Annotated in this window: 15 protein-coding genes; 5 read left to right on the plus strand and 10 right to left on the minus strand. The window is 34.5% G+C overall.

The genetic code is table 11. The annotated features are described in order from the left end of the window. Positions 1-91: 91 nt before the first annotated feature. The 6 genes from bshB1 to prmC all read right to left on the minus strand — a co-directional run bounded on the left by bshB1 (position 92) and on the right by prmC (position 5,965). Positions 92-808, minus strand: coding sequence for a bacillithiol biosynthesis deacetylase BshB1 (bshB1, locus tag J0M08_08520; GenBank protein ID MBN8703095.1), 717 nt, complete (start codon positions 806-808; stop codon positions 92-94). Then, a complete protein-coding gene (locus J0M08_08525) occupies positions 808-1,368 on the minus strand; it encodes a hypothetical protein (protein MBN8703096.1) in 561 nt (186 codons plus the stop codon). The genes bshB1 and J0M08_08525 overlap by 1 nt, the downstream gene beginning before the upstream one ends. 86 nt (positions 1,369-1,454) lie before the next feature. Beyond that, positions 1,455-3,455, minus strand: coding sequence for an NAD-dependent DNA ligase LigA (ligA, locus tag J0M08_08530; GenBank protein ID MBN8703097.1), 2,001 nt, complete (start codon positions 3,453-3,455; stop codon positions 1,455-1,457). A 280-nt stretch (positions 3,456-3,735) separates the two neighbouring features. Further along, positions 3,736-4,197, minus strand: coding sequence for an IS200/IS605 family transposase (gene tnpA, locus J0M08_08535; GenBank protein ID MBN8703098.1), 462 nt, complete (start codon positions 4,195-4,197; stop codon positions 3,736-3,738). 114 nt (positions 4,198-4,311) lie between these two features. Further along, positions 4,312-4,992, minus strand: coding sequence for a TonB family protein (locus J0M08_08540; protein MBN8703099.1), 681 nt, complete (start codon positions 4,990-4,992; stop codon positions 4,312-4,314). 121 nt (positions 4,993-5,113) lie between these two features. After that, on the minus strand, positions 5,114-5,965 hold the full coding sequence (prmC, locus tag J0M08_08545; protein MBN8703100.1) for a peptide chain release factor N(5)-glutamine methyltransferase: 852 nt from the start codon (positions 5,963-5,965) through the stop codon (positions 5,114-5,116). 47 nt (positions 5,966-6,012) lie between these two features. Between prmC and ribD the strand changes: the two genes are divergently transcribed. Further along, a complete protein-coding gene (gene ribD, locus J0M08_08550; GenBank protein ID MBN8703101.1) occupies positions 6,013-7,056 on the plus strand; it encodes a bifunctional diaminohydroxyphosphoribosylaminopyrimidine deaminase/5-amino-6-(5-phosphoribosylamino)uracil reductase RibD in 1,044 nt (347 codons plus the stop codon). Continuing rightward, positions 7,046-9,058, plus strand: a complete 2,013-nt coding sequence (gene uvrB / locus J0M08_08555) for an excinuclease ABC subunit UvrB (protein MBN8703102.1) — start codon at positions 7,046-7,048, stop codon at positions 9,056-9,058. The genes ribD and uvrB overlap by 11 nt, the downstream gene beginning before the upstream one ends. A 60-nt stretch (positions 9,059-9,118) precedes the next feature. Here the strand turns inward: uvrB and dnaK are convergent, their stop codons facing one another. Beyond that, on the minus strand, positions 9,119-11,032 hold the full coding sequence (gene dnaK / locus J0M08_08560; protein MBN8703103.1) for a molecular chaperone DnaK: 1,914 nt from the start codon (positions 11,030-11,032) through the stop codon (positions 9,119-9,121). Between the two features lie 257 nt (positions 11,033-11,289). Here dnaK and J0M08_08565 point away from each other — a divergent pair, with 257 nt between their 5' ends. Further along, on the plus strand, positions 11,290-11,991 hold the full coding sequence (locus tag J0M08_08565; protein MBN8703104.1) for an RluA family pseudouridine synthase: 702 nt from the start codon (positions 11,290-11,292) through the stop codon (positions 11,989-11,991). Positions 11,992-12,036: 45 nt separating this feature from the next. Next, positions 12,037-14,604, plus strand: coding sequence for a zinc-dependent metalloprotease (locus tag J0M08_08570; protein MBN8703105.1), 2,568 nt, complete (start codon positions 12,037-12,039; stop codon positions 14,602-14,604). Positions 14,605-14,860: 256 nt separating this feature from the next. On the opposite strand, the gene J0M08_08575 is transcribed toward J0M08_08570, so the two are convergent. Next, entirely contained in the window at positions 14,861-17,383 is a 2,523-nt protein-coding gene (locus tag J0M08_08575; protein ID MBN8703106.1) for a YfhO family protein, read from the minus strand. Between the two features lie 58 nt (positions 17,384-17,441). Then, positions 17,442-17,630 carry a hypothetical protein gene (locus J0M08_08580; protein ID MBN8703107.1) on the minus strand — a complete coding sequence of 63 codons (189 nt, stop codon included), beginning with the start codon at positions 17,628-17,630 and terminating at the stop codon, positions 17,442-17,444. A 104-nt stretch (positions 17,631-17,734) separates the two neighbouring features. On the opposite strand from J0M08_08580, the gene J0M08_08585 reads away from it, so the two are divergent. Further along, positions 17,735-18,214 carry a DNA starvation/stationary phase protection protein gene (locus J0M08_08585; protein MBN8703108.1) on the plus strand — a complete coding sequence of 160 codons (480 nt, stop codon included), beginning with the start codon at positions 17,735-17,737 and terminating at the stop codon, positions 18,212-18,214. 4 nt (positions 18,215-18,218) lie between these two features. On the opposite strand, the gene J0M08_08590 is transcribed toward J0M08_08585, so the two are convergent. Next, positions 18,219-18,689, minus strand: a complete 471-nt coding sequence (locus J0M08_08590; protein ID MBN8703109.1) for a hypothetical protein — start codon at positions 18,687-18,689, stop codon at positions 18,219-18,221. Positions 18,690-18,719: the final 30 nt, after the last annotated feature.

An 18,719-nucleotide genomic window follows, 5' to 3' on the forward strand; every position in this document is an offset into this window, starting at 1 on the left:
ATGAAATATTATTGGGTATTAATGTGGTTAATTGATCCATATTGCCAGCAAAACAGATATTTAAATTATGGCGTATTTAATGGGCAATCGTTTATTTTAAATCAAAAAAAGACTCAACACCCGGAATACGCTGCAAGGTGAAGCCTTCGGCATATTTTACACCAATATGCTTACCATACTCCTCTGCCCTACTGTACAAATGGTTCAAAAATTCAGGTTTAGAAATTAACGTTTCCGGTTCTTTGGAATTTGGATCAAAAAATTGCGATTTATAAGCCTTTACAGCCAACATTTTGGTTTCAATAAAATCTGTAATATCTATTACAAAATCAGGATTAATATGCCAGTACTGAATGTAATGGTATAGGGAATTTGCTCGCCATGGCTCTTGTTTTTTACCATTTAAATCAGTTTCTATCATCCTTAATCCAGAAAGAAACGAAGCTTGTGTAATTAGCTCACATGCTTTACCATGATCGGGGTGGCGGTCCTTACTAGCAGGTGTAACGATAATATCAGGTTGGTACTTTCGTATCGCTTTTATTACTTCTAGCTGGTGTTTTTTTTCGTTGGTGAAAAACCCATCAGGCAAGCTTAAATTGTCTCTTACATCTACTCCAAGTATGTTTGCTGCTGTTTCGGCTTCTTGATCTCTATCTTTTATACTTCCTCTGGTTCCGAGCTCTCCACGAGTTAAATCAACAATGCCAATTTTTTTTCCTTGTTTTTTGTGTTTTAATATAGTTCCACCACAAGATAATTCAACATCATCTGGGTGAGCACCAAAAAAAAGAATATCTACTTTCATTACAATGGTTGATTAGTGCGATTGTTAATCATAAATAAATACGTATCTATTTGTCGAAGAAAAAATTTTACACTTTTATCTGTATCTACTTTTATTAAAAAATCGTAATTTTTCTCGTTAAAATCGTTGTGTATGCCCACTTTAAACTGTGCCTTACTTGCTGCGCCAATAAATTGAAGCGGCAACTCTGCTCTCATATTTAAATCGATTAAGATATCGTATTCCTCTTCTATAAAATTTTTAACAAACGCCTCGGTTGGCTTACAATACAAGTTCAATTCTTTTGGTGTAAAAAAATCATACTCTAGCTTTGAATAAGTGAATTGAGGGACAAAACCACTGCTGTAGTAGCCAATAGCTTTTACCTTTTTTTTCATCTCTTTTAAATAGGTTATATATTTTTTTAACAGATCGAAATCTTCTTTATTGCTTGAATCGAACAAAATGCCAATGGTTTTAGCATCTTCTAAATTGAACGCTCTTCTATTTCTGCTGTTTTTCTTTGCTTCTGATTGCAACAAAAATTTACCAATATATTCTCTGCTTTTTTTTAAAAACACTATTTATTTTTATTAGGTTATTCTAAGTTCCTACACTTATTTTCTATACACACTTCTAGCTATCAAACAATAAGATGGTGTTAAAATTATGAATTAATTAGCGTTAAAAATTCATTTTCGTTAATAATTTTAATTCCAAGCTTTTCAGCTTTTTCGAGTTTTGCAGGGCCCATGTTTTCTCCAGCTACAAGGTAATTAGTTTTTGCAGAAATAGATGCTGTGTTTTTTCCTCCGTTTCTTTCTATCAAGTCCTTTATGTCATCTCTAGAGAATTTAGAAAATACACCGGAAATAACGAATGTAAGACCCTTTAGTTTGTCGGATGTATTGCTGAGTTGTTGCTCGCTTAGCTCAAATTGCAATCCATGTTGCTGAAGACGCTTGATGACTTCTTTGTTATTTTCGTCCTTAAAATAGTCTGCTACGCTTTGCGCAATCTTATCACCTACTTCGGGCACTTCTAGCAAATTTTCGACCGAAGCATTTTCAATGGCCGAACAGGTTTTAAAATAAAATGCAATTTTTTTTGCTGTTGTTTCGCCTACGTGTCTTATTCCGATGGCAAATAAAACCCTTTCGAACGGAACTTTTTTAGAGTCTTCTATTCCTTGCAATAGATTCATTACCGATTTTTCTGCCATTCGTTCCAAAGGTAATAGTTGCTCCTTTTTCAAATCATATATATCCGCAATGTTTTTTATTAACCCCGAATTAAAAAGCAGTTCGATTGTTTCCTCGCCCAAGCTTTCAATTGACATTGCTTTACGGCTAGTAAAATGACTCATCTTACCTTTTATCTGTGGAGGACAACCATTTTCGTTTGGGCAGTAATGATTAGCCTCTCCTTCACTTCTTGTAAGTAAAGAGCCACATTCCGGACATTGAGAAATATAATTTACTTCAACAGCGTTCGGACTGCGCAGTGCAGAATTAACACCAATAATTTTGGGAATAATCTCTCCACCCTTTTCTACAAAAACGGTATCACCTATTCTTACATCCAATTTTTTGATAATATCAGCATTGTGCAACGATGCTCTTTTAACAACTGTTCCGGCCAACAATACAGGCTTTAGATTAGCAACCGGAGTTATAGCACCCGTTCTGCCTACTTGATATGAAATTGATTCTAAAATAGTAGAAACCTGTTCTGCCTTAAACTTATACGCAATTGCCCATCTAGGCGATTTGGCTGTAAAGCCAAGCTGTTGCTGCTGTTCGTGCGAGTTCACTTTTAAAACCACGCCATCCGTATCAAACGGAAGATTATAGCGCTCTTTATCCCAATAATTTATAAAATCAAATACTTCATCAATAGTGGTGCACTTTTTAATGGTAGGTGGAATTTTGAATCCCCACTCTTTTGCCTTATAAATACTATCTATATGATTGGTAAAAGGCAAATTTTCTCCATACACAAAATATAAGTAACAATCTAGTTTGCGTTTGGCTACCATCGAAGAATCTTGCATTTTAAGTGTGCCCGAAGCTGCATTTCTGGGGTTTGCTAATGGTTGTTCGCCAATGTCTTCGCGCTCTTTATTTATTTCATCAAATACTTTGCGAGGCAAAAAAATCTCACCTCTAATTTCAAATTCGTCAGGATAATCTGTACCAGAAAGCGAAAGCGGAATACTTCTAATTGTTTTTACATTGGCTGTAATGTCATCACCCTTCACTCCATCTCCGCGGGTTACGGCTTGTACTAATATTCCATTTTTATAAGTTAATCCAATGGCAACACCATCGTATTTCAATTCACATATATACTCTACATTGCCAGTAATCAGCTTTTTTATACGCGAATCGAAATCAACGATATCTTCTCTAGAGTAGCTGTTGCTCAAAGACATCATAGGATATTTGTGCGTAACGGTTTTAAATTCTTTTGTAATTTGACCTCCTACCCGCTGTGATGGTGAATTTGGAGCCAAAAATTCGGGATACTTCTTTTCCAACTTAATAAGCTCTTCTAAAAGCATATCAAAATCGTAATCGCTTATAGTAGGATTTGACAACACATAATAATTGTAATTGTGTTGTTCTATAAGCTTTGATAATTCTTCTATTTTCTCTTTAATATTCATACTATAATAGTTCGCTCCTATGGAGCTTATTTTGTTGGTTTTGTTTTTTACTACAAACAGTTCGTCCCTACGGGACTAATAACAAAAGTAAATTAATGATTTGTTATTGTTTTTAATCTATAAAATGTTTTAAATAATTTGGATTATCACTCTTTTATATTCATCAATTTTAATTATTAAAAAAACGTTATAAAATAAAGGCATTCCTGCTCCGTAGGAGCAGACTGTTTGTAGAAACTATATCCTCCTGCATTTCTTAGCTCCTTAGGAGCGACCTGTTCTATTTAACCCACTCAAATAGATATTTTTCATCGTATTCAATTCCAAAATGTCCAAGAAAAGAAATATACTCTTCTTTAAATGTTTTCTTCTTATGATGCTCTTCCTGATTTAAAATATATTTTATAACTGTATCTATTTGGCTTTTAGAATATGAAAATGCACCAAATCCTTCTTGCCAAGTGAACTTACCAATAACCCACTTTTTATCGTTTATAAAATTGGAAGAACCAGATTTTATATCACGAACTAAATCAGAAATAGAAACAGAAGGTTTTATTGCAATAAGTAAGTGCGTATGATCCGGCATGCAAAAAACAGAAAGTACTTTCTGTCCTCTTTTTTGAACTATTCCGGAAATATATTTGTGCAACTCCTCTCTATTATTTCTAGGAATCAGATTTGCTCTTCCATTTACTGCAAATACAATTTGAATATATATTTGGGTATAGGTATTTGGCATATAATAGTTCGCTCCTACGGAGCTTATTTTGTTTTTTACTATAAATGGTTCGTTCTTATCGGACTGAAAGCTACTAAATATAATATTTTGAGATTATTTACTTGTAAACTTCCATCACCTCTGCTCTCCATAACTATTGTCTTTAAAGTCATTACTTAATTTAAAGGTAATTGGAAGTTGCATTCGTACTCGTACCGCCTTATTATAATTGATTCCGCAACTCCATCGAATTAATTTAGCTATACGAATTGCTTCTTCATCGCATCCATAACCCAAACTCTTTATTGTTTGCACATTGGATATATATCCACTCTTTTCTACAATAAAGCTTATAATCACATCTCCTTGAATATTTTCTATCCTCGCTCTGCTTGGATAATCAATATACTTAGCAAAAAAATCAGAAAGAGTTGTCTCCTTTACTAAAGGATATGGCATTTGGTGGACTTTATTATAAATTTTCAGTGAAGTATCAGGTAAAATATTTTCTTGATATGAAATGGTATTGTAGCCTCTTTGTCTCACATATTTTTTAAATTTTTTTACATCAAATTCAATATCTATGTTGTCAGAAGTAGCTATCGGAGTATTTCCATCAATTGCAGGTGTCCATTCAAGTAATCTAAATAATCGAATGGCTTCGGCATCTAATTCTTTGTTTATCGATTTTTTTATGCTGTACGACTTTATTTCGCCTACTTCGTTAATAACATAATTTATTGTAACAACACCTCCAATATTATTCTTTAAGGACTCGGAAGGATACATCATTTCTTGCTTTAGCAAATTTTTCAATTCGGTTTTGCCACCTATGATTTTAGAGAAAACATAGTCTAAATGCTGGGAATAGGAAGTGTATCCACAAAAACAAAACATATAAAGTAAAAGCCTACAAGCTATCATTACAAAAATATTTCTAGCAAATATCACATTTTAAAAAACGGTTTTTGCCGCTTAAATCTTTAACTATTTGCACATTCATATAGCCTAAATTGCTTGCTAATTCTACTAATTCTTTGGAATATATTGGATTAATCTCAAAAAACACAGAACCATTTGCCTTAAGTTTTTCTTTTCCGAGCAATAAAATATTTTCATAAAACAAAAGAGGGTCGCTATCCTTTACAAATAGTGCTATAGAGGGCTCGTATTGCAACACGTTAGAATGCATCTTACTTATCTCGGATTCAGCAATATATGGAGGATTACTTACTATAATATCCATACTTGGTAGTTTTCCCCATTGCTGCCTATCTAAAATGTCTGCGCAAATAAATTCAATCTTCTGATTATTTTTCACCGCATTCTTCTGAGCTACCTCCAAGGCATCCGAAGATATATCCACTGCCACTACTCTCCCTTGTGTGTTTTTAGCTAAACTAATTGCAATACATCCGCTTCCGGTGCCAATATCGATAATGGTTCTATCTTTCGTATTTACTGTTTTTTTACACAACTCTACCAACTCTTCGGTTTCGGGTCGTGGAATTAACACACTTGAATTTACATAAAACTTCATTCCATAAAAATCGGCTTCGCCTAGTATGTATTGAATTGGCTCTGAATTGGCTAATCTATCACTTATTTGTAAAAACCTAGTTTCGTTCTCATCACTCACAGATTGTGTTGAATTTAGCTGCAAATCTTTCTTTGACATAGAAAGTACATGCTCAGCTGTAATGGCAAACAATTCATTTATCTCGTTAGCATCGTAAACAGATTCAAGTTTTTCTACAAATAATTGACGTAACTGTTTTATATTTAACATATACGGAAATTAAGAATTTAGAACGTAAAATTTAGAATAATTAGTAAATGAACACCCACGATTCATACATGAAACATTGCCTGGAATTGGCAACAAAAGGGCTAGGTTGTGTGGCACCCAATCCATTGGTAGGATGCGTGCTCGTAAAAGATGGAAAAATTATTGGCGAAGGGTTTCATGAGAAATACGGGGAAGCGCATGCAGAAGTAAATGCAATAAATTCGGTGATAAACAAAGAACATTTAAAACACTGTACATTATATGTAAATCTTGAACCCTGCGCACATCAGGGCAAAACACCTCCTTGTGTCGATTTGATAATTGCCCACAAAATTCCGTATGTAGTTGTGGGTTGTTTAGATAGTAATCCGCTTGTAAATAGTAAAGGAGTAGCGAAACTTATACAAAACGGAATTGATGTTAAAATTGGAGTATTAGATAAGGAATGTAGAAATCTAAATAAACGCTTTTTCACATTTCAAGAAAAAAAACGTCCCTACATAATACTTAAATGGGCCGAAAGCAACGATGGATTTGTTGCACCCATAAATAACAAAGAAATAAGTTGGATAACTGGCGAAGACTCTCGAAACCTTGTTCATCAATGGCGTAGTCAGGAGCAAGCAATCTTAATCGGCACCAATACTGCAATAATCGATAATCCACAACTTACGGTTCGTAATTACAAAGGCAACAACCCAATTAGAATACTAATTGATAAGAATCTTAGAACTCCTTTATCGCACCGTATTTTTGAACAAACAGCACAAATACTTGTTTTTACAAACTATAAGCAAGCTTCCTACAATAAAGTGGAATATTGCACTATAGATTTTGAAAAAAACATTATCCCTCAAGTAATGGAGGAATTATACAAACGAAATATTACTTCGGTGTTGGTAGAAGGTGGTGCATTTACGTTGAATAGTTTTATTGCTTCTAACCTGTGGGACGAAGCAAAAGTATTTAAAGGAACTATTGATTTTAAAGAGGGTGTTACTGCACCAAAGCTTACTTCAAATTTCAAACAAAATTATTCTCTAACGATTGGTTACGATCTTTTAACTGCATATACAAATTATGGAATTTAAGCTTGTTGCTGATTTTGAACCAACCGGAGATCAACCGGAAGCTATTAAGCAGCTTTCGGAGGGTGTTAAGAATAACATTAGATACCAAACATTATTGGGAGTTACCGGCTCAGGAAAAACTTTTTCGGTAGCCAATGTTATTAAAAATATTGAACGACCAACACTCATATTGAGTCATAATAAAACACTGGCAGCGCAGCTGTATTCTGAATTCAAACATTTTTTTCCGCATAATGCAGTAGAATATTTTGTATCCTATTACGATTACTACCAACCGGAAGCATACATTCCTACCACAAATACCTATATTGAAAAGGACTTAGCGATAAACGATGAAATAGAAAAACTTAGATTAAGCACCACCTCTTCCCTATTATCCGGCAGACGAGACATTGTTGTGGTTTCTTCTGTTTCGTGCATTTATGGTATCGGAAATCCGGATTCGTTTAACGACAATATTGTTCAAGTTAAGCAAGGCCAGGTAATCAGCAGAAATAAATTTCTGCATCAACTTGTAAATGCTCTATACTCGAGAACAGAAGCCGATTTTGATAGAGGAAATTTTAGAGTTAAAGGTGACACCGTAGATGTTTTTTTAGCGTATGCTGATTATGCTTTACGAATATATTTCTTTGGTGATGAGATTGAAAGCATTGAATCTATTGACCCCAAAACAACTCATAAAATAGAAAGTTTTGAAAGTATCAATATTTATCCTGCAAATATTTTTGTTACATCACAAGAATCACTTAAAAATTCAATTGTACATATTCAAGATGATTTGGTAAAACAAGTTGAATACTTTAAAAGTGTAGGAAAGCATTTAGAGGCCAAAAGACTAGAAGATAGAGTAACTTACGATTTAGAAATGATGCGTGAATTGGGTTATTGCTCCGGAATAGAAAATTACTCTCGTTATTTTGACGGACGCTCTCCGGGTTCTAGACCCTACTGCCTACTCGACTATTTTCCTAAAGATTATTTGTTGGTCATTGATGAAAGTCATGTTACACTTCCTCAAATTCGTGCTATGTACGGAGGCGACAGATCTCGCAAGCAGAATTTAGTTGAATACGGCTTTCGGCTTCCAGCTGCCATGGATAACAGACCACTGCAATTTGAAGAGTTTGAAGGCTTGATAAACCAAACAATATACGTAAGTGCAACACCTGCAGATTATGAATTGGAAAAATCGGAAGGAATCATCGCAGAGCAGTTGATACGACCTACAGGCGTTTTAGACCCAATCATAGAAATTAGACCAAGCTTAAATCAAATAGATGATTTGTTGGGAGAAATACATGCTGTTGCAAAAAGAGACGAACGTATTTTAGTTACCACGCTAACCAAACGCATGGCGGAAGAATTAGCAAAATACCTTACACGACTGGATGTAAGATGCCGCTACATACATTCCGACATTGACACCTTGGAACGTGTAGAAATAATGCGTGATTTGCGAACTGGCTTGTTTGATGTATTGATAGGAATTAATTTATTGCGCGAAGGACTGGATTTACCCGAAGTATCGCTCGTAGCTATTTTAGATGCAGACAAAGAAGGTTTTTTACGATCTTCAAGGGCATTGACGCAAACAGTAGGGCGTGCTGCGAGAAATATAAATGGGAAAGTAATAATGTATGCCGATAAAATTACCGACTCGATGAAGCAAACGATTGATGAGACTGAACGAAGAAGGAAAAAGCAAATTGAATACAATTTTCAACACAACTTAAAACCTACAGCTTTAAAGAAATCAATTAACACAAATATTTTAGCTTCGAAAAATACACAAGCACTACAAAATGAAGAAGCATACAAACTATCCGAAACAGCGCGATTAGCGGCAGAACCTGATATAGAATACTTATCTACCGAACAGCTTCAGAAAAAAATTGCTGATACAAAGAAGAAAATGGAAATTGCAGCCAAAGGATTTGACTTTATTGAAGCGGCTAAACTAAGAGATGAGCTGAAAAAATTACAAGAAAAACTAAAATAAGAAACATAAAAAAAGCGGGGTGGCTAATTAGCCACCCCGCTTTTTTTTGTTTAAATAAATTTATTTTATTTCTTCGTAATCTACATCAGTTACTTCAGAACCTTCCTTTTTTCCGGAAGCATCTGCTCCAACACCTGCATTTGCATTAGGATCTGCAGCACCGCCTTGAGAAGCTTTGTACATATCTTCAGAAGCAGCTTGCCATGCAGCATTTAACGCTTCCATAGAAGAATCAATAGCAGCCAAATCCCTTGCAGCATGCGCTGTTTTAAGCTGATTGTAAGCTGTTTCGATTGCACCTTTTTTATCAGCAGGTAACTTATCGCCATATTCTTTCAACTGTTTTTCAGTTTGGAATATCAACGAATCTGCCATGTTTACCTTTTCTGTTTCTTCTTTTACTTTTTTATCTGCATCTGCATTTGCTTCGGCTTCTTTTCTCATTTTTTCAATCTCCTCTTTGCTTAATCCTGAACTAGCCTCAATTCTAATGTTTTGAGATTTTCCGGTAGCTTGGTCTTTTGCAGTTACATGCAATATACCATTCGCATCAATATCAAAAGTTACTTCAATTTTCGGTGTTCCTCTTGGTGCAGGCGGAATGCTATCTAAATGGAAACGACCAATTGTTCTATTGTCTTTTGCCATTGGACGCTCGCCTTGTAAAATATGAATCTCTACAGAAGGTTGATTATCGCTTGCAGTTGAGAACACTTCCGATTTTTTAGAAGGAATTGTTGTATTCGATTCTATTAATCGTGTCATCACACCACCCATTGTTTCGATACCTAATGAAAGAGGAGTAACATCCAATAACAATACATCTTTCACTTCGCCTGTTAATACACCACCTTGAATAGCAGCACCTACAGCAACAACTTCATCCGGATTAACACCTTTAGAAGGAGCTTTACCAAAGAATTTTTGTACTGCTTCTTGTACCGCAGGGATACGAGTAGAACCACCTACAAGAATAACTTCGTCAATATCATTTATTGTTAAGCCTGCATTTTTTAATGCCGACTCACAAGGTTTAATAGTACGTTTAATCAAATCATCTACCAATTGCTCAAATTTAGCTTTGGTTAATGTCTTCACTAAGTGTTTTGGAATACCATCAACCGGCATAATGTAAGGCAAGTTAATTTCTGTTGACGCAGAGCTTGATAATTCAATTTTAGCTTTTTCAGCAGCTTCTTTTAAACGTTGCAATGCCATTGGATCTTTTGTTAAATCAAATGATGCTCCATTTTCTTGTTTGAATTCTGCCACTAACCAATCAATTATTTTTTGATCAAAATCATCACCACCTAAATGTGTATCTCCGTCTGTAGATTTTACTTCAAACACTCCATCGCCTAATTCTAGCACAGATACATCATGTGTTCCACCACCACAGTCAAAAACAACTATTTTAATGTCTTTGTTTTTCTTATCTAATCCATAAGCCAATGCAGCAGCAGTAGGTTCGTTTATAATTCTACGAACTTTTAAACCGGCAATTTCTCCGGCTTCTTTTGTTGCTTGACGCTGTGCATCATTGAAATAGGCAGGAACTGTAATAACAGCTTCTGTTACTTCGTGTCCCAAATAATCTTCCGCAGTTTTTTTCATTTTCTGAAGAATGATTGCAGAGATTTCTTGAGGTGTATATTTTCTATCTTCAATTTCTACACGAGGCGTATTGTTATCGCCTTTTACTACTTTATACGGAACACGCTTAAGTTCTTTTTCAACTTCAGCAAAGTTTTGACCCATAAAACGTTTTATTGAATAAACTGTTTTAGTAGGATTAGTTATAGATTGGCGTTTTGCAGGATCTCCTACTTTGCGCTCTCCGTTATCTATAAATGCTACAATAGAAGGAGTCGTTCTTCTTCCCTCACTGTTCGGAATTACAACAGGCTCGTTACCTTCCATAACGGCTACGCAAGAGTTTGTTGTTCCTAAGTCGATACCAATAATTTTTGCCATATTATTTATTTTTTATTATTTACAATTTGTTAATTACAAACTCTTTAGTCAATGATTGTGCCAACGAAAATACGAGTCTATTTTGACAGATTGCAACCCTTTTTATGAACTGACACGAACAATAAAGCTGCCAAAAAGGCATTTTTTGTAGCTAAAACCCTAAAAAAGCCCACAAATATAAAGCAAGTCAAAGCTAGATTATCAAAAACATTCAACACGTATATTTCTTATATTTACAAAAGCTTTATACGCACCCAATGTCAGCAAATCAACTACCGGAAGTACTTTACGAAGACAATCATATTATTGCTGTAAATAAGCGCCCTTCGGATATTGTGCAAGGCGATAAAACAGGCGATACTCCCTTAAGTGATTTTGTAAAAAAATACATTAAAGAAAAATACAATAAACCCGGAGATGTTTATTTAGGAACTACCCACAGAATAGACCGTCCCGTAAGTGGCATTGTATTATTTACCAAAACAAGCAGAGCGCTTAGTCGCATGAACGAACTTTTTAAAAACAAACAAATACAAAAAACGTATTGGGCTGTAGTAAAAAATAAGCCCAAACAATCGGAAGGCATATTAGTTAATTACCTTATTAAAGACGAGAAAAAAAACAAATCGAAAGCTTTTGACAAAGAGGTGAATGGTGCACTGCGCTCCGAACTTAGTTATAAGACACTAGCAAACTCAGAGCATTATTATTTATTGGAGATAAAGCCTGCTACAGGCCGACATCACCAAATACGCGTGCAGCTTGCACACATGGGCTGCCCTATAAAAGGTGATATAAAATATGGCTTTGATAGAACCAATAAAGATGCTTCTATTCATTTGCATGCAAGAAAAGTGGAGTTTATACATCCCGTAAAAAACGAACCGCTTATTATAGTTGCCCAACCACCCAAAGAAGCCCTATGGGACTACTTTTTAACACTTTTTAAGGATAAATAACCTACTCTTTATTTTACATTAAAGTACATTTGAAAAAACAACATCATGTTAAAACATTTTTTACTTCTAATTTTTGCTGTTGCAGTAAACACCACTAATTACGCTCAACTATTTTCAAAAAAGAAAAAACAACCGGCAAAGGATGCTAAAGCTGTAGTTACAAGTACTGCAAGCACTTCGTCTACTGCTACAAAAACTATTGCAGAAACAATAAAAAAATGCAGAAAGATAGAAGGCTTGTTTACCCTGTATCAAGATTCGGCTGCAGGAAATACGTTTTTGTTGGTTAAAAAAAATCAATTGGATAAAGAATATATCTTTTTTAGCCACACTACAGATGGTGTATTGGCTGCAGGGCATTTTAGAGGAGCGTTTTCTGAAAGTAAAATATTTAAGCCCAAAAAATATTTCAATAAAATTGAATTTGAAATTCAAAATACAAACTACTACTTCGACCCTAAAAACCCAATTAGTAAGGCTGCTAATGCCAATATAAGCAATGCTACATTGGCTGCTCAAACAATAGTAGCCGAGGATAAAGAAAAAGGTGAATATTTAATAAAATCAGACGATTTGTTTTTGAGCGAAGCCTTCCGTCAGGTAAAATATACTGCACCTACAGGGTTTTTCTCTTTAGGTTCATTAAGTAAAGAAAAATCAAAATATGTTTCTATAAAGTCGTATCCGGCAAATACAGATATAGTTGTTGAATATGTATATGACAATTCCTCTCCTACTGTTCGTGGTGGACTTGATATTGCAGACGACCGATATGTTTCAATTAAAGTTCAGCACAGTTTAATTGAAGTACCATCCTCTAACTTTAAACCAAGGTTAGACGACCCTAGAATTGGATACTTTACAGAACGAGTTAATGACATGACGACCCGAAATGCTACCAACTACCGCGATGTAATTAGCAGATGGCATTTAGAGAAAAAAGATAAAGATGCTTTAATTTCAGAACCGGTAGAACCTATTGTATGGTGGATAGAAAACACAACTCCGATAGAATATAGAGAAACCATAAAAACGGCAGGATTAAGATGGAACGAGGCATTTGAGAAAGCCGGCTTTAAAAATGCAATAGAAATACGTATTCAGCCAGATACCGCAGATTGGGATGCTGGAGATATCAGATACAATGTATTGCGTTGGACATCTTCTCCACAACCCCCATTTGGCGGTTATGGTCCATGTTTTGACAATCCACGTACCGGACAAATTATTGGTGCTGATATTATGTTGGAGTACATTTTTATAACCAATAGAGTACGGTTAGATAAACTATTTAACGATGCTCCTATTGGTATGATGGATGAATTGCTTAACAATACACACAATGAAAATTTTTGCATGTTAAATGATTATATGCACGAGTCTAATTTGTTTGGACAGCAGGTTTTAGCTGCTACTGGCGCTACTGCCGAACATGAAAAGGAATTGATAAAAGAATCAATTTATTATTTAGTGCTGCACGAAATGGGGCACACGCTAGGATTGAATCATAACATGATGTCAAGCCAATTAAATTCGATTGAGAATATTAATAAAAAAGAAATTACCGAAACAATAGGATTGACGGGGTCGGTAATGGATTATCCTGCCGTAAATATTTCGCCAGATAGAACGAAACAAGGTAACTATTACACTACTAAACCTGGGCCCTATGATAAATGGGCAATAGAATACGCCTACTCTGTTGGTTTAGATGATGAAGAAGCGGAGAAAAAACGATTGAATGATATAGCCTCTCGTTCTACCCAACCTGAATTGGCATTTGGAAATGATGCAGATGATATGCGCAGTTCCGGCTCGGGGATAGATCCTCGCATCAATGTTGGAGATATGAGTAGCGATGCAATTACGTATGCATCTTCACGAATGGACTTGTGCAATTCCCTTATTCCAAAGCTAAAAGCTAAGTATTCTCAAACAGATAAATCTTACCAAGAGTTGAAAAATGCGTATGGTTTAGTAATGAATGAATATTCAACTTCTTCTGCAGTTATATCTAGATACGTTGGCGGAGTTTATATAGATAGAGCTTTTGTTGGTCAAACTGGTGCAAAACAACCTTATACACCGGTATCATATGCAGATCAAAAAAGAGCAATGAAAGCATTGGTAAATGGCATTTTTAATGGGAATACATTTAAATCGCACCAGTATTTATACAACTACCTGCAAACACAACGCAGAAGCTTCGACTTTTTTGGAACTACAGAAGATCCGAAGTTGCATCAAATTGTATTAAATGTTCAGTTAAATACTTTGGTACATTTTTTTAGTCCAAAAGTGTTAAAAAGAATTACTGACAGTGAATTGTACGGGAACACCTATAAGTTAGGAGAGGTTTTTACTGATTTAACTTCCGGTATTTTCAGTGCTAGTAATACAAATACCTTTGCTCAGAATTTGCAGGTAGAATATACTGATTATTTACTTATGGTTATGGACAATCAATCTAGATACGATAATATTACAATTGCCACGATTTATAATCAACTAAAAACTATTGAGAAGAATATGAGTACCTACAGTGGCGGAAGTAAAGCCACTAATCAGTTAATTGCTTACAAAATAAAAACCTATTTTGATAAAAGAGGATAAGTTTTTCTTTCGTAGTTCAATTAATAAACTGCAAAATTGCACTAGTTAGCGTAGTAATTAATAGCATAAACCATAAATAAGCAATTGGAAAATACAACTAGCTACAACTAAGGATTCGTAAGGCTTTTAGTGTTATGAATAAGTACGGAAGCTTTACTAATGCTAAATTGGGGTTACGCTTATAAAATCAGATAGTGCGCTTTTTTAAAAGCTTCTACTATCTAATTACCTTTAAAAGATATTCTGAAGACAAACTCTAACTGTTATTTTCTTGTGCTTTAAACACTTTTATACCGGCAATAGCCCCAAATCCAATTAAAAGTATGAAAGATGTTAGTGCAACAGTTTCTCCTAATTGTACTTCTTTCGACTCAAATTTGAACTCTATTTTATGTGCTCCTTTTGGAACAAATAGGCCTCTTAAAACATAATTAGCTTTAAAGTGTTCAACGGGTTTGCCATCAATGAAGGCATTCCAACCACTAGGATAATATATCTCAGAAAAAATAGCAACACCATCGCTTGTATTAGTAGAAGAATACACTAAATTATTCGGTTGATACGATTCTAATTTAATTGAAGCATTCGAGCTACTGATAACACCTTTGGGTAATTGAGATTCAAAATCTTTCGTAACAATGGCTTCTTTCTTAGGATTGAAATCTGTCATTGCAAAAATTTCAGAATCTGCGCTTGCAACAATTTTGTAAGTATCTACAAACCATGCAGCACCTAATCTGTAGGGATTTACAAGCGGTTCAGCATCCGGATTAAATATCAAATATTTCATATTTAACATATTTAAAACGCCTTGTTCCGAAAAAGTTTTATTTATGCTCGAATCCGTTGGATTTGTTTGTAGTGTATTTTTTATGTTTTCAATATTTCTATCAATGTGGTAGTCTATCAGCTCTTGGTATTTTTTTAGTTTTGCAGCATGATATCCTCCAATTGATTTGTGATAATAAGAAGTACTGGCATCGTTAAATGTACTTACTGCAATGTTTAGCACTCTGTAATCAAGCTCAGTATCTTTAAGAATTTCTGCCGATGCTTTTGTAAGTTTAAACGGATTGGTCATTTCTGTCTTTGTCACAAAGCTTTTATCGTTTAAATATCTTTTATTTACATTCCACAAATCAACAAAAACAATAAATAGAATTGTTGCAATAATATATTTTCGTTCTACTTTAAATCGTACAGAAAAGAATATTACCAATCCGGCAATAATCAGCAACCCTAGACTACGCAGTACATCTGCCTTGAAAATGTTTATGCGTGCAAGTGCTATGTTTTGCAAAAATTCGTCAGCTACTTCTTTAGAGTTGCTCTTGGCAATCTGCATGTACATTTCTTGCTTTTCGCTTTGTTTTAAAAAATCATTGAATGATTCGGGAGCCATGTAAAACAACACACACAGCAGCGAAAAACCTCCAAATACGTATATGAAAAGCCTATTGTAAGGAATCGTTTTTTTGAATACTAATAATTTACCATTGTTTTTTAGCTCTACTAAAAGCTTATCCAGTGCTAAAACCGCTAATAGAGGAATACAAAACTCTGCAATTACCAATATCATGGTAACACTTCTAAACTTATTGTAAGCAGGGAAATAATCAATAAATAGTTCGGTAAGAAAGAAATTTTTTCCCCAACCAAGCAAAATCGATAGCAGCGTACCCGCAACCAATACCCATTTAAAGTAACCGTCAATAATAAAAATACCAAGAACAAATAGTACCAATACTACTGCGCCCACATAAACGGGGCCTGATGTAAAAGGTTGTTCTCCCCAATACCTATCAGATTGCGCTACATATTCCTTAAACTGGCTTGAAACGCCTTTTAAATCTTTTGAATCTTGCCCTATATAACCGCTTGCACCGCCTTTAAAATCGGGAACTAAAAAGGTAAATATTTCGCCAATACCATAACTCCATTGTGTTATATAGTCTTTGCTTAGTCCGGTAGATTTGTTTTGGTTGTTAAACGTAAGCTCCGATTGACCTCTGGTAGAATGTTTTGCGTAGGAATACGTTGCAATCATATTGGTAGCATTATTACCTAACGCAATGAGTACACCACCAACACAAATAGAAACAACAATTGCAAAATGTTTGTATAGTTTTTGAGGAATAACTTCTGCTATAAAATAACCAACAAAAAACAGGATCAAGAATATTCCGAAATAGTAAGTAATTTGGACGTGATTACACGATATTTCAAGTGCGAAAAACAGAGCAAATAGAAAACCTCCTATCCAATATTGTTTTCTAAACAAAAGAATGATACTGGCAACAAGAGGCGGCATATAGCCGATAGCATGCGCTTTGGTAATATGTCCGGCTTCGAGAATAACCAAGAAATAGGAAGAAAAAGCAAACGCTACTGATCCCAATACACCAAGCCATGTATCAATTTTAAGCACACACATTAAAATATAAAACCCAAGTAAGTAGATAAAGAAAAACCATGCCGGTTGCGGAAGAAATGCCCCAAATGCCCTAGCTACATATTTTATAAAATTATATTGATACTGAGGCGTAATCTGGTATGTAGGCATACCACCAAACATAGCGTTTGTCCAAAAAGTTTCTTTGTGATTTGCTTCTCTGTAATCTTTCAGCTCTTTGGACATGCCAATTACACTTACAATATCACCTTGTTTAATCGATTTACCTTTGAAAAAAATAGGCTTGAAATAAATAATTGTAATAAGTAAGAAAAATACTACCGCAATAAAATGAGGCAATAACTTTTTTAGAAAGTTGTTTTGCATGTTACTTCGATTTGAATTTGATTGAAGGTTAATTTCTTTAGAATTGAACGACTGTTGACTATTTTATTTCTTCGTAATCTACATATTCATCATCGCTTGCTTTGGAACTAGATGTACCTTGCGGTTTACCAGAGTTTGTATTGAAAAACGGACCTTTAGGACGCCCTGAATTTTTACCCATAGTAAAGCTTTCGTATATTTTCCAAACAATCCAAGCCACCAATATTGTATAAAATAAATCTCTCATATTTTTTAAATAAACAGTGCTAAAAATACCTATTTTATTACTATTTAAACTATTTTTAGTAAAAAATAACAATTACCTCAACAACTAACTTCTAAACCTAAACTATGAGCAAAATTAATTCAATCGGACTTGATACCGGAAAATCAGCTAAGTTGGCTTCCTCATTAAATGAGCTTTTGGCAAATTATTCTATATTTTACCAAAATACAAGAGGCTATCATTGGAATATCAAAGGCGAAAAATTTTTCGAACTACACTTGAAATTTGAAGAGCTCTATAATGATTTACTTCTTAAAATTGATGAAATAGCAGAACGTATTCTTACGTTGGGTTATACGCCTTTCCATAATTATTCAGGATATAAAAAAGTTTCGAAAATTGTGGAAAGTAACGAGGTAAACGATGGAATTAAAGCAGTAAAAGACATATTAAACTCATTCAAAATAACAATCACGCTGCAGCGTAGTTTATTAAAATTGTCTGCTGATGCGGATGATGAAGGCACAAACGCTCTAATGAGTGATTATATTAGAGCGCAAGAGAAGCTTGTTTGGATGTATTCGTCTTTTCTTGACAAGAAATAGTTTTTTATCTCACACTTAAGCTCGAAGAAACCTTAGAAGCTTTTTTGTTATAGGTTTCTGTTACTTTTTTACCTGAAGTAAAATAGTACCATTCTATTTTATCATTGGTAACGTTGGAGTATATTTTTATAAATTTAGCAGGCTCTCCTTTGGCTGTTTTTGAAGGCAATGTCATTTCTATACTGTTTCCATTTATTTTAAAATCACCTGTTAACACACCTCCATCACAACTATAGAAATAAGTATTGTCTTCACAAAACACATAACTATGTTTATCTTTTATTTTTTCTCCGTCAATACCAACCGATTTGGTATTATCAATTACCCACTCTCCTACTATTTTTGTACTCTCTACTTCTTTGTTTGCAGCAACCTCTTTTTTTACTAATCCATTGGTTGCAAAAGAATAAAAAGATGCCATTGAACAACCAACAAAAGTTAAAAGGGCTTTTTTACTAAAAAGATTATTTGTCATATGTTTCAGAGTTTGGGTGGTTGTACGGGT

Source organism: Bacteroidota bacterium, assembly GCA_017303975.1.
Taxonomy (GTDB): Bacteria; Bacteroidota; Bacteroidia; order JAFLBG01; family JAFLBG01; genus JAFLBG01.

What these genes read in the sequence shown, in the direction of transcription:
- J0M08_08575 (MBN8703106.1), bottom strand. Translation starts at nt 17,383, where the DNA reads ATGCAAAACAACTTTCTAAAAAAGTTATTGCCTCATTTTATTGCGGTA.
- J0M08_08580 (MBN8703107.1), bottom strand. Translation starts at nt 17,630, where the DNA reads ATGAGAGATTTATTTTATACAATATTGGTGGCTTGGATTGTTTGGAAA.
- bshB1 (MBN8703095.1), bottom strand. Translation starts at nt 808, where the DNA reads ATGAAAGTAGATATTCTTTTTTTTGGTGCTCACCCAGATGATGTTGAA.
- J0M08_08590 (MBN8703109.1), bottom strand. Translation starts at nt 18,689, where the DNA reads ATGACAAATAATCTTTTTAGTAAAAAAGCCCTTTTAACTTTTGTTGGT.
- ligA (MBN8703097.1), bottom strand. Translation starts at nt 3,455, where the DNA reads ATGAATATTAAAGAGAAAATAGAAGAATTATCAAAGCTTATAGAACAA.
- J0M08_08585 (MBN8703108.1), top strand. Translation starts at nt 17,735, where the DNA reads ATGAGCAAAATTAATTCAATCGGACTTGATACCGGAAAATCAGCTAAG.
- tnpA (MBN8703098.1), bottom strand. Translation starts at nt 4,197, where the DNA reads ATGCCAAATACCTATACCCAAATATATATTCAAATTGTATTTGCAGTA.
- J0M08_08565 (MBN8703104.1), top strand. Translation starts at nt 11,290, where the DNA reads ATGTCAGCAAATCAACTACCGGAAGTACTTTACGAAGACAATCATATT.
- J0M08_08570 (MBN8703105.1), top strand. Translation starts at nt 12,037, where the DNA reads ATGTTAAAACATTTTTTACTTCTAATTTTTGCTGTTGCAGTAAACACC.
- dnaK (MBN8703103.1), bottom strand. Translation starts at nt 11,032, where the DNA reads ATGGCAAAAATTATTGGTATCGACTTAGGAACAACAAACTCTTGCGTA.
- prmC (MBN8703100.1), bottom strand. Translation starts at nt 5,965, where the DNA reads ATGTTAAATATAAAACAGTTACGTCAATTATTTGTAGAAAAACTTGAA.
- ribD (MBN8703101.1), top strand. Translation starts at nt 6,013, where the DNA reads ATGAACACCCACGATTCATACATGAAACATTGCCTGGAATTGGCAACA.
- uvrB (MBN8703102.1), top strand. Translation starts at nt 7,046, where the DNA reads ATGGAATTTAAGCTTGTTGCTGATTTTGAACCAACCGGAGATCAACCG.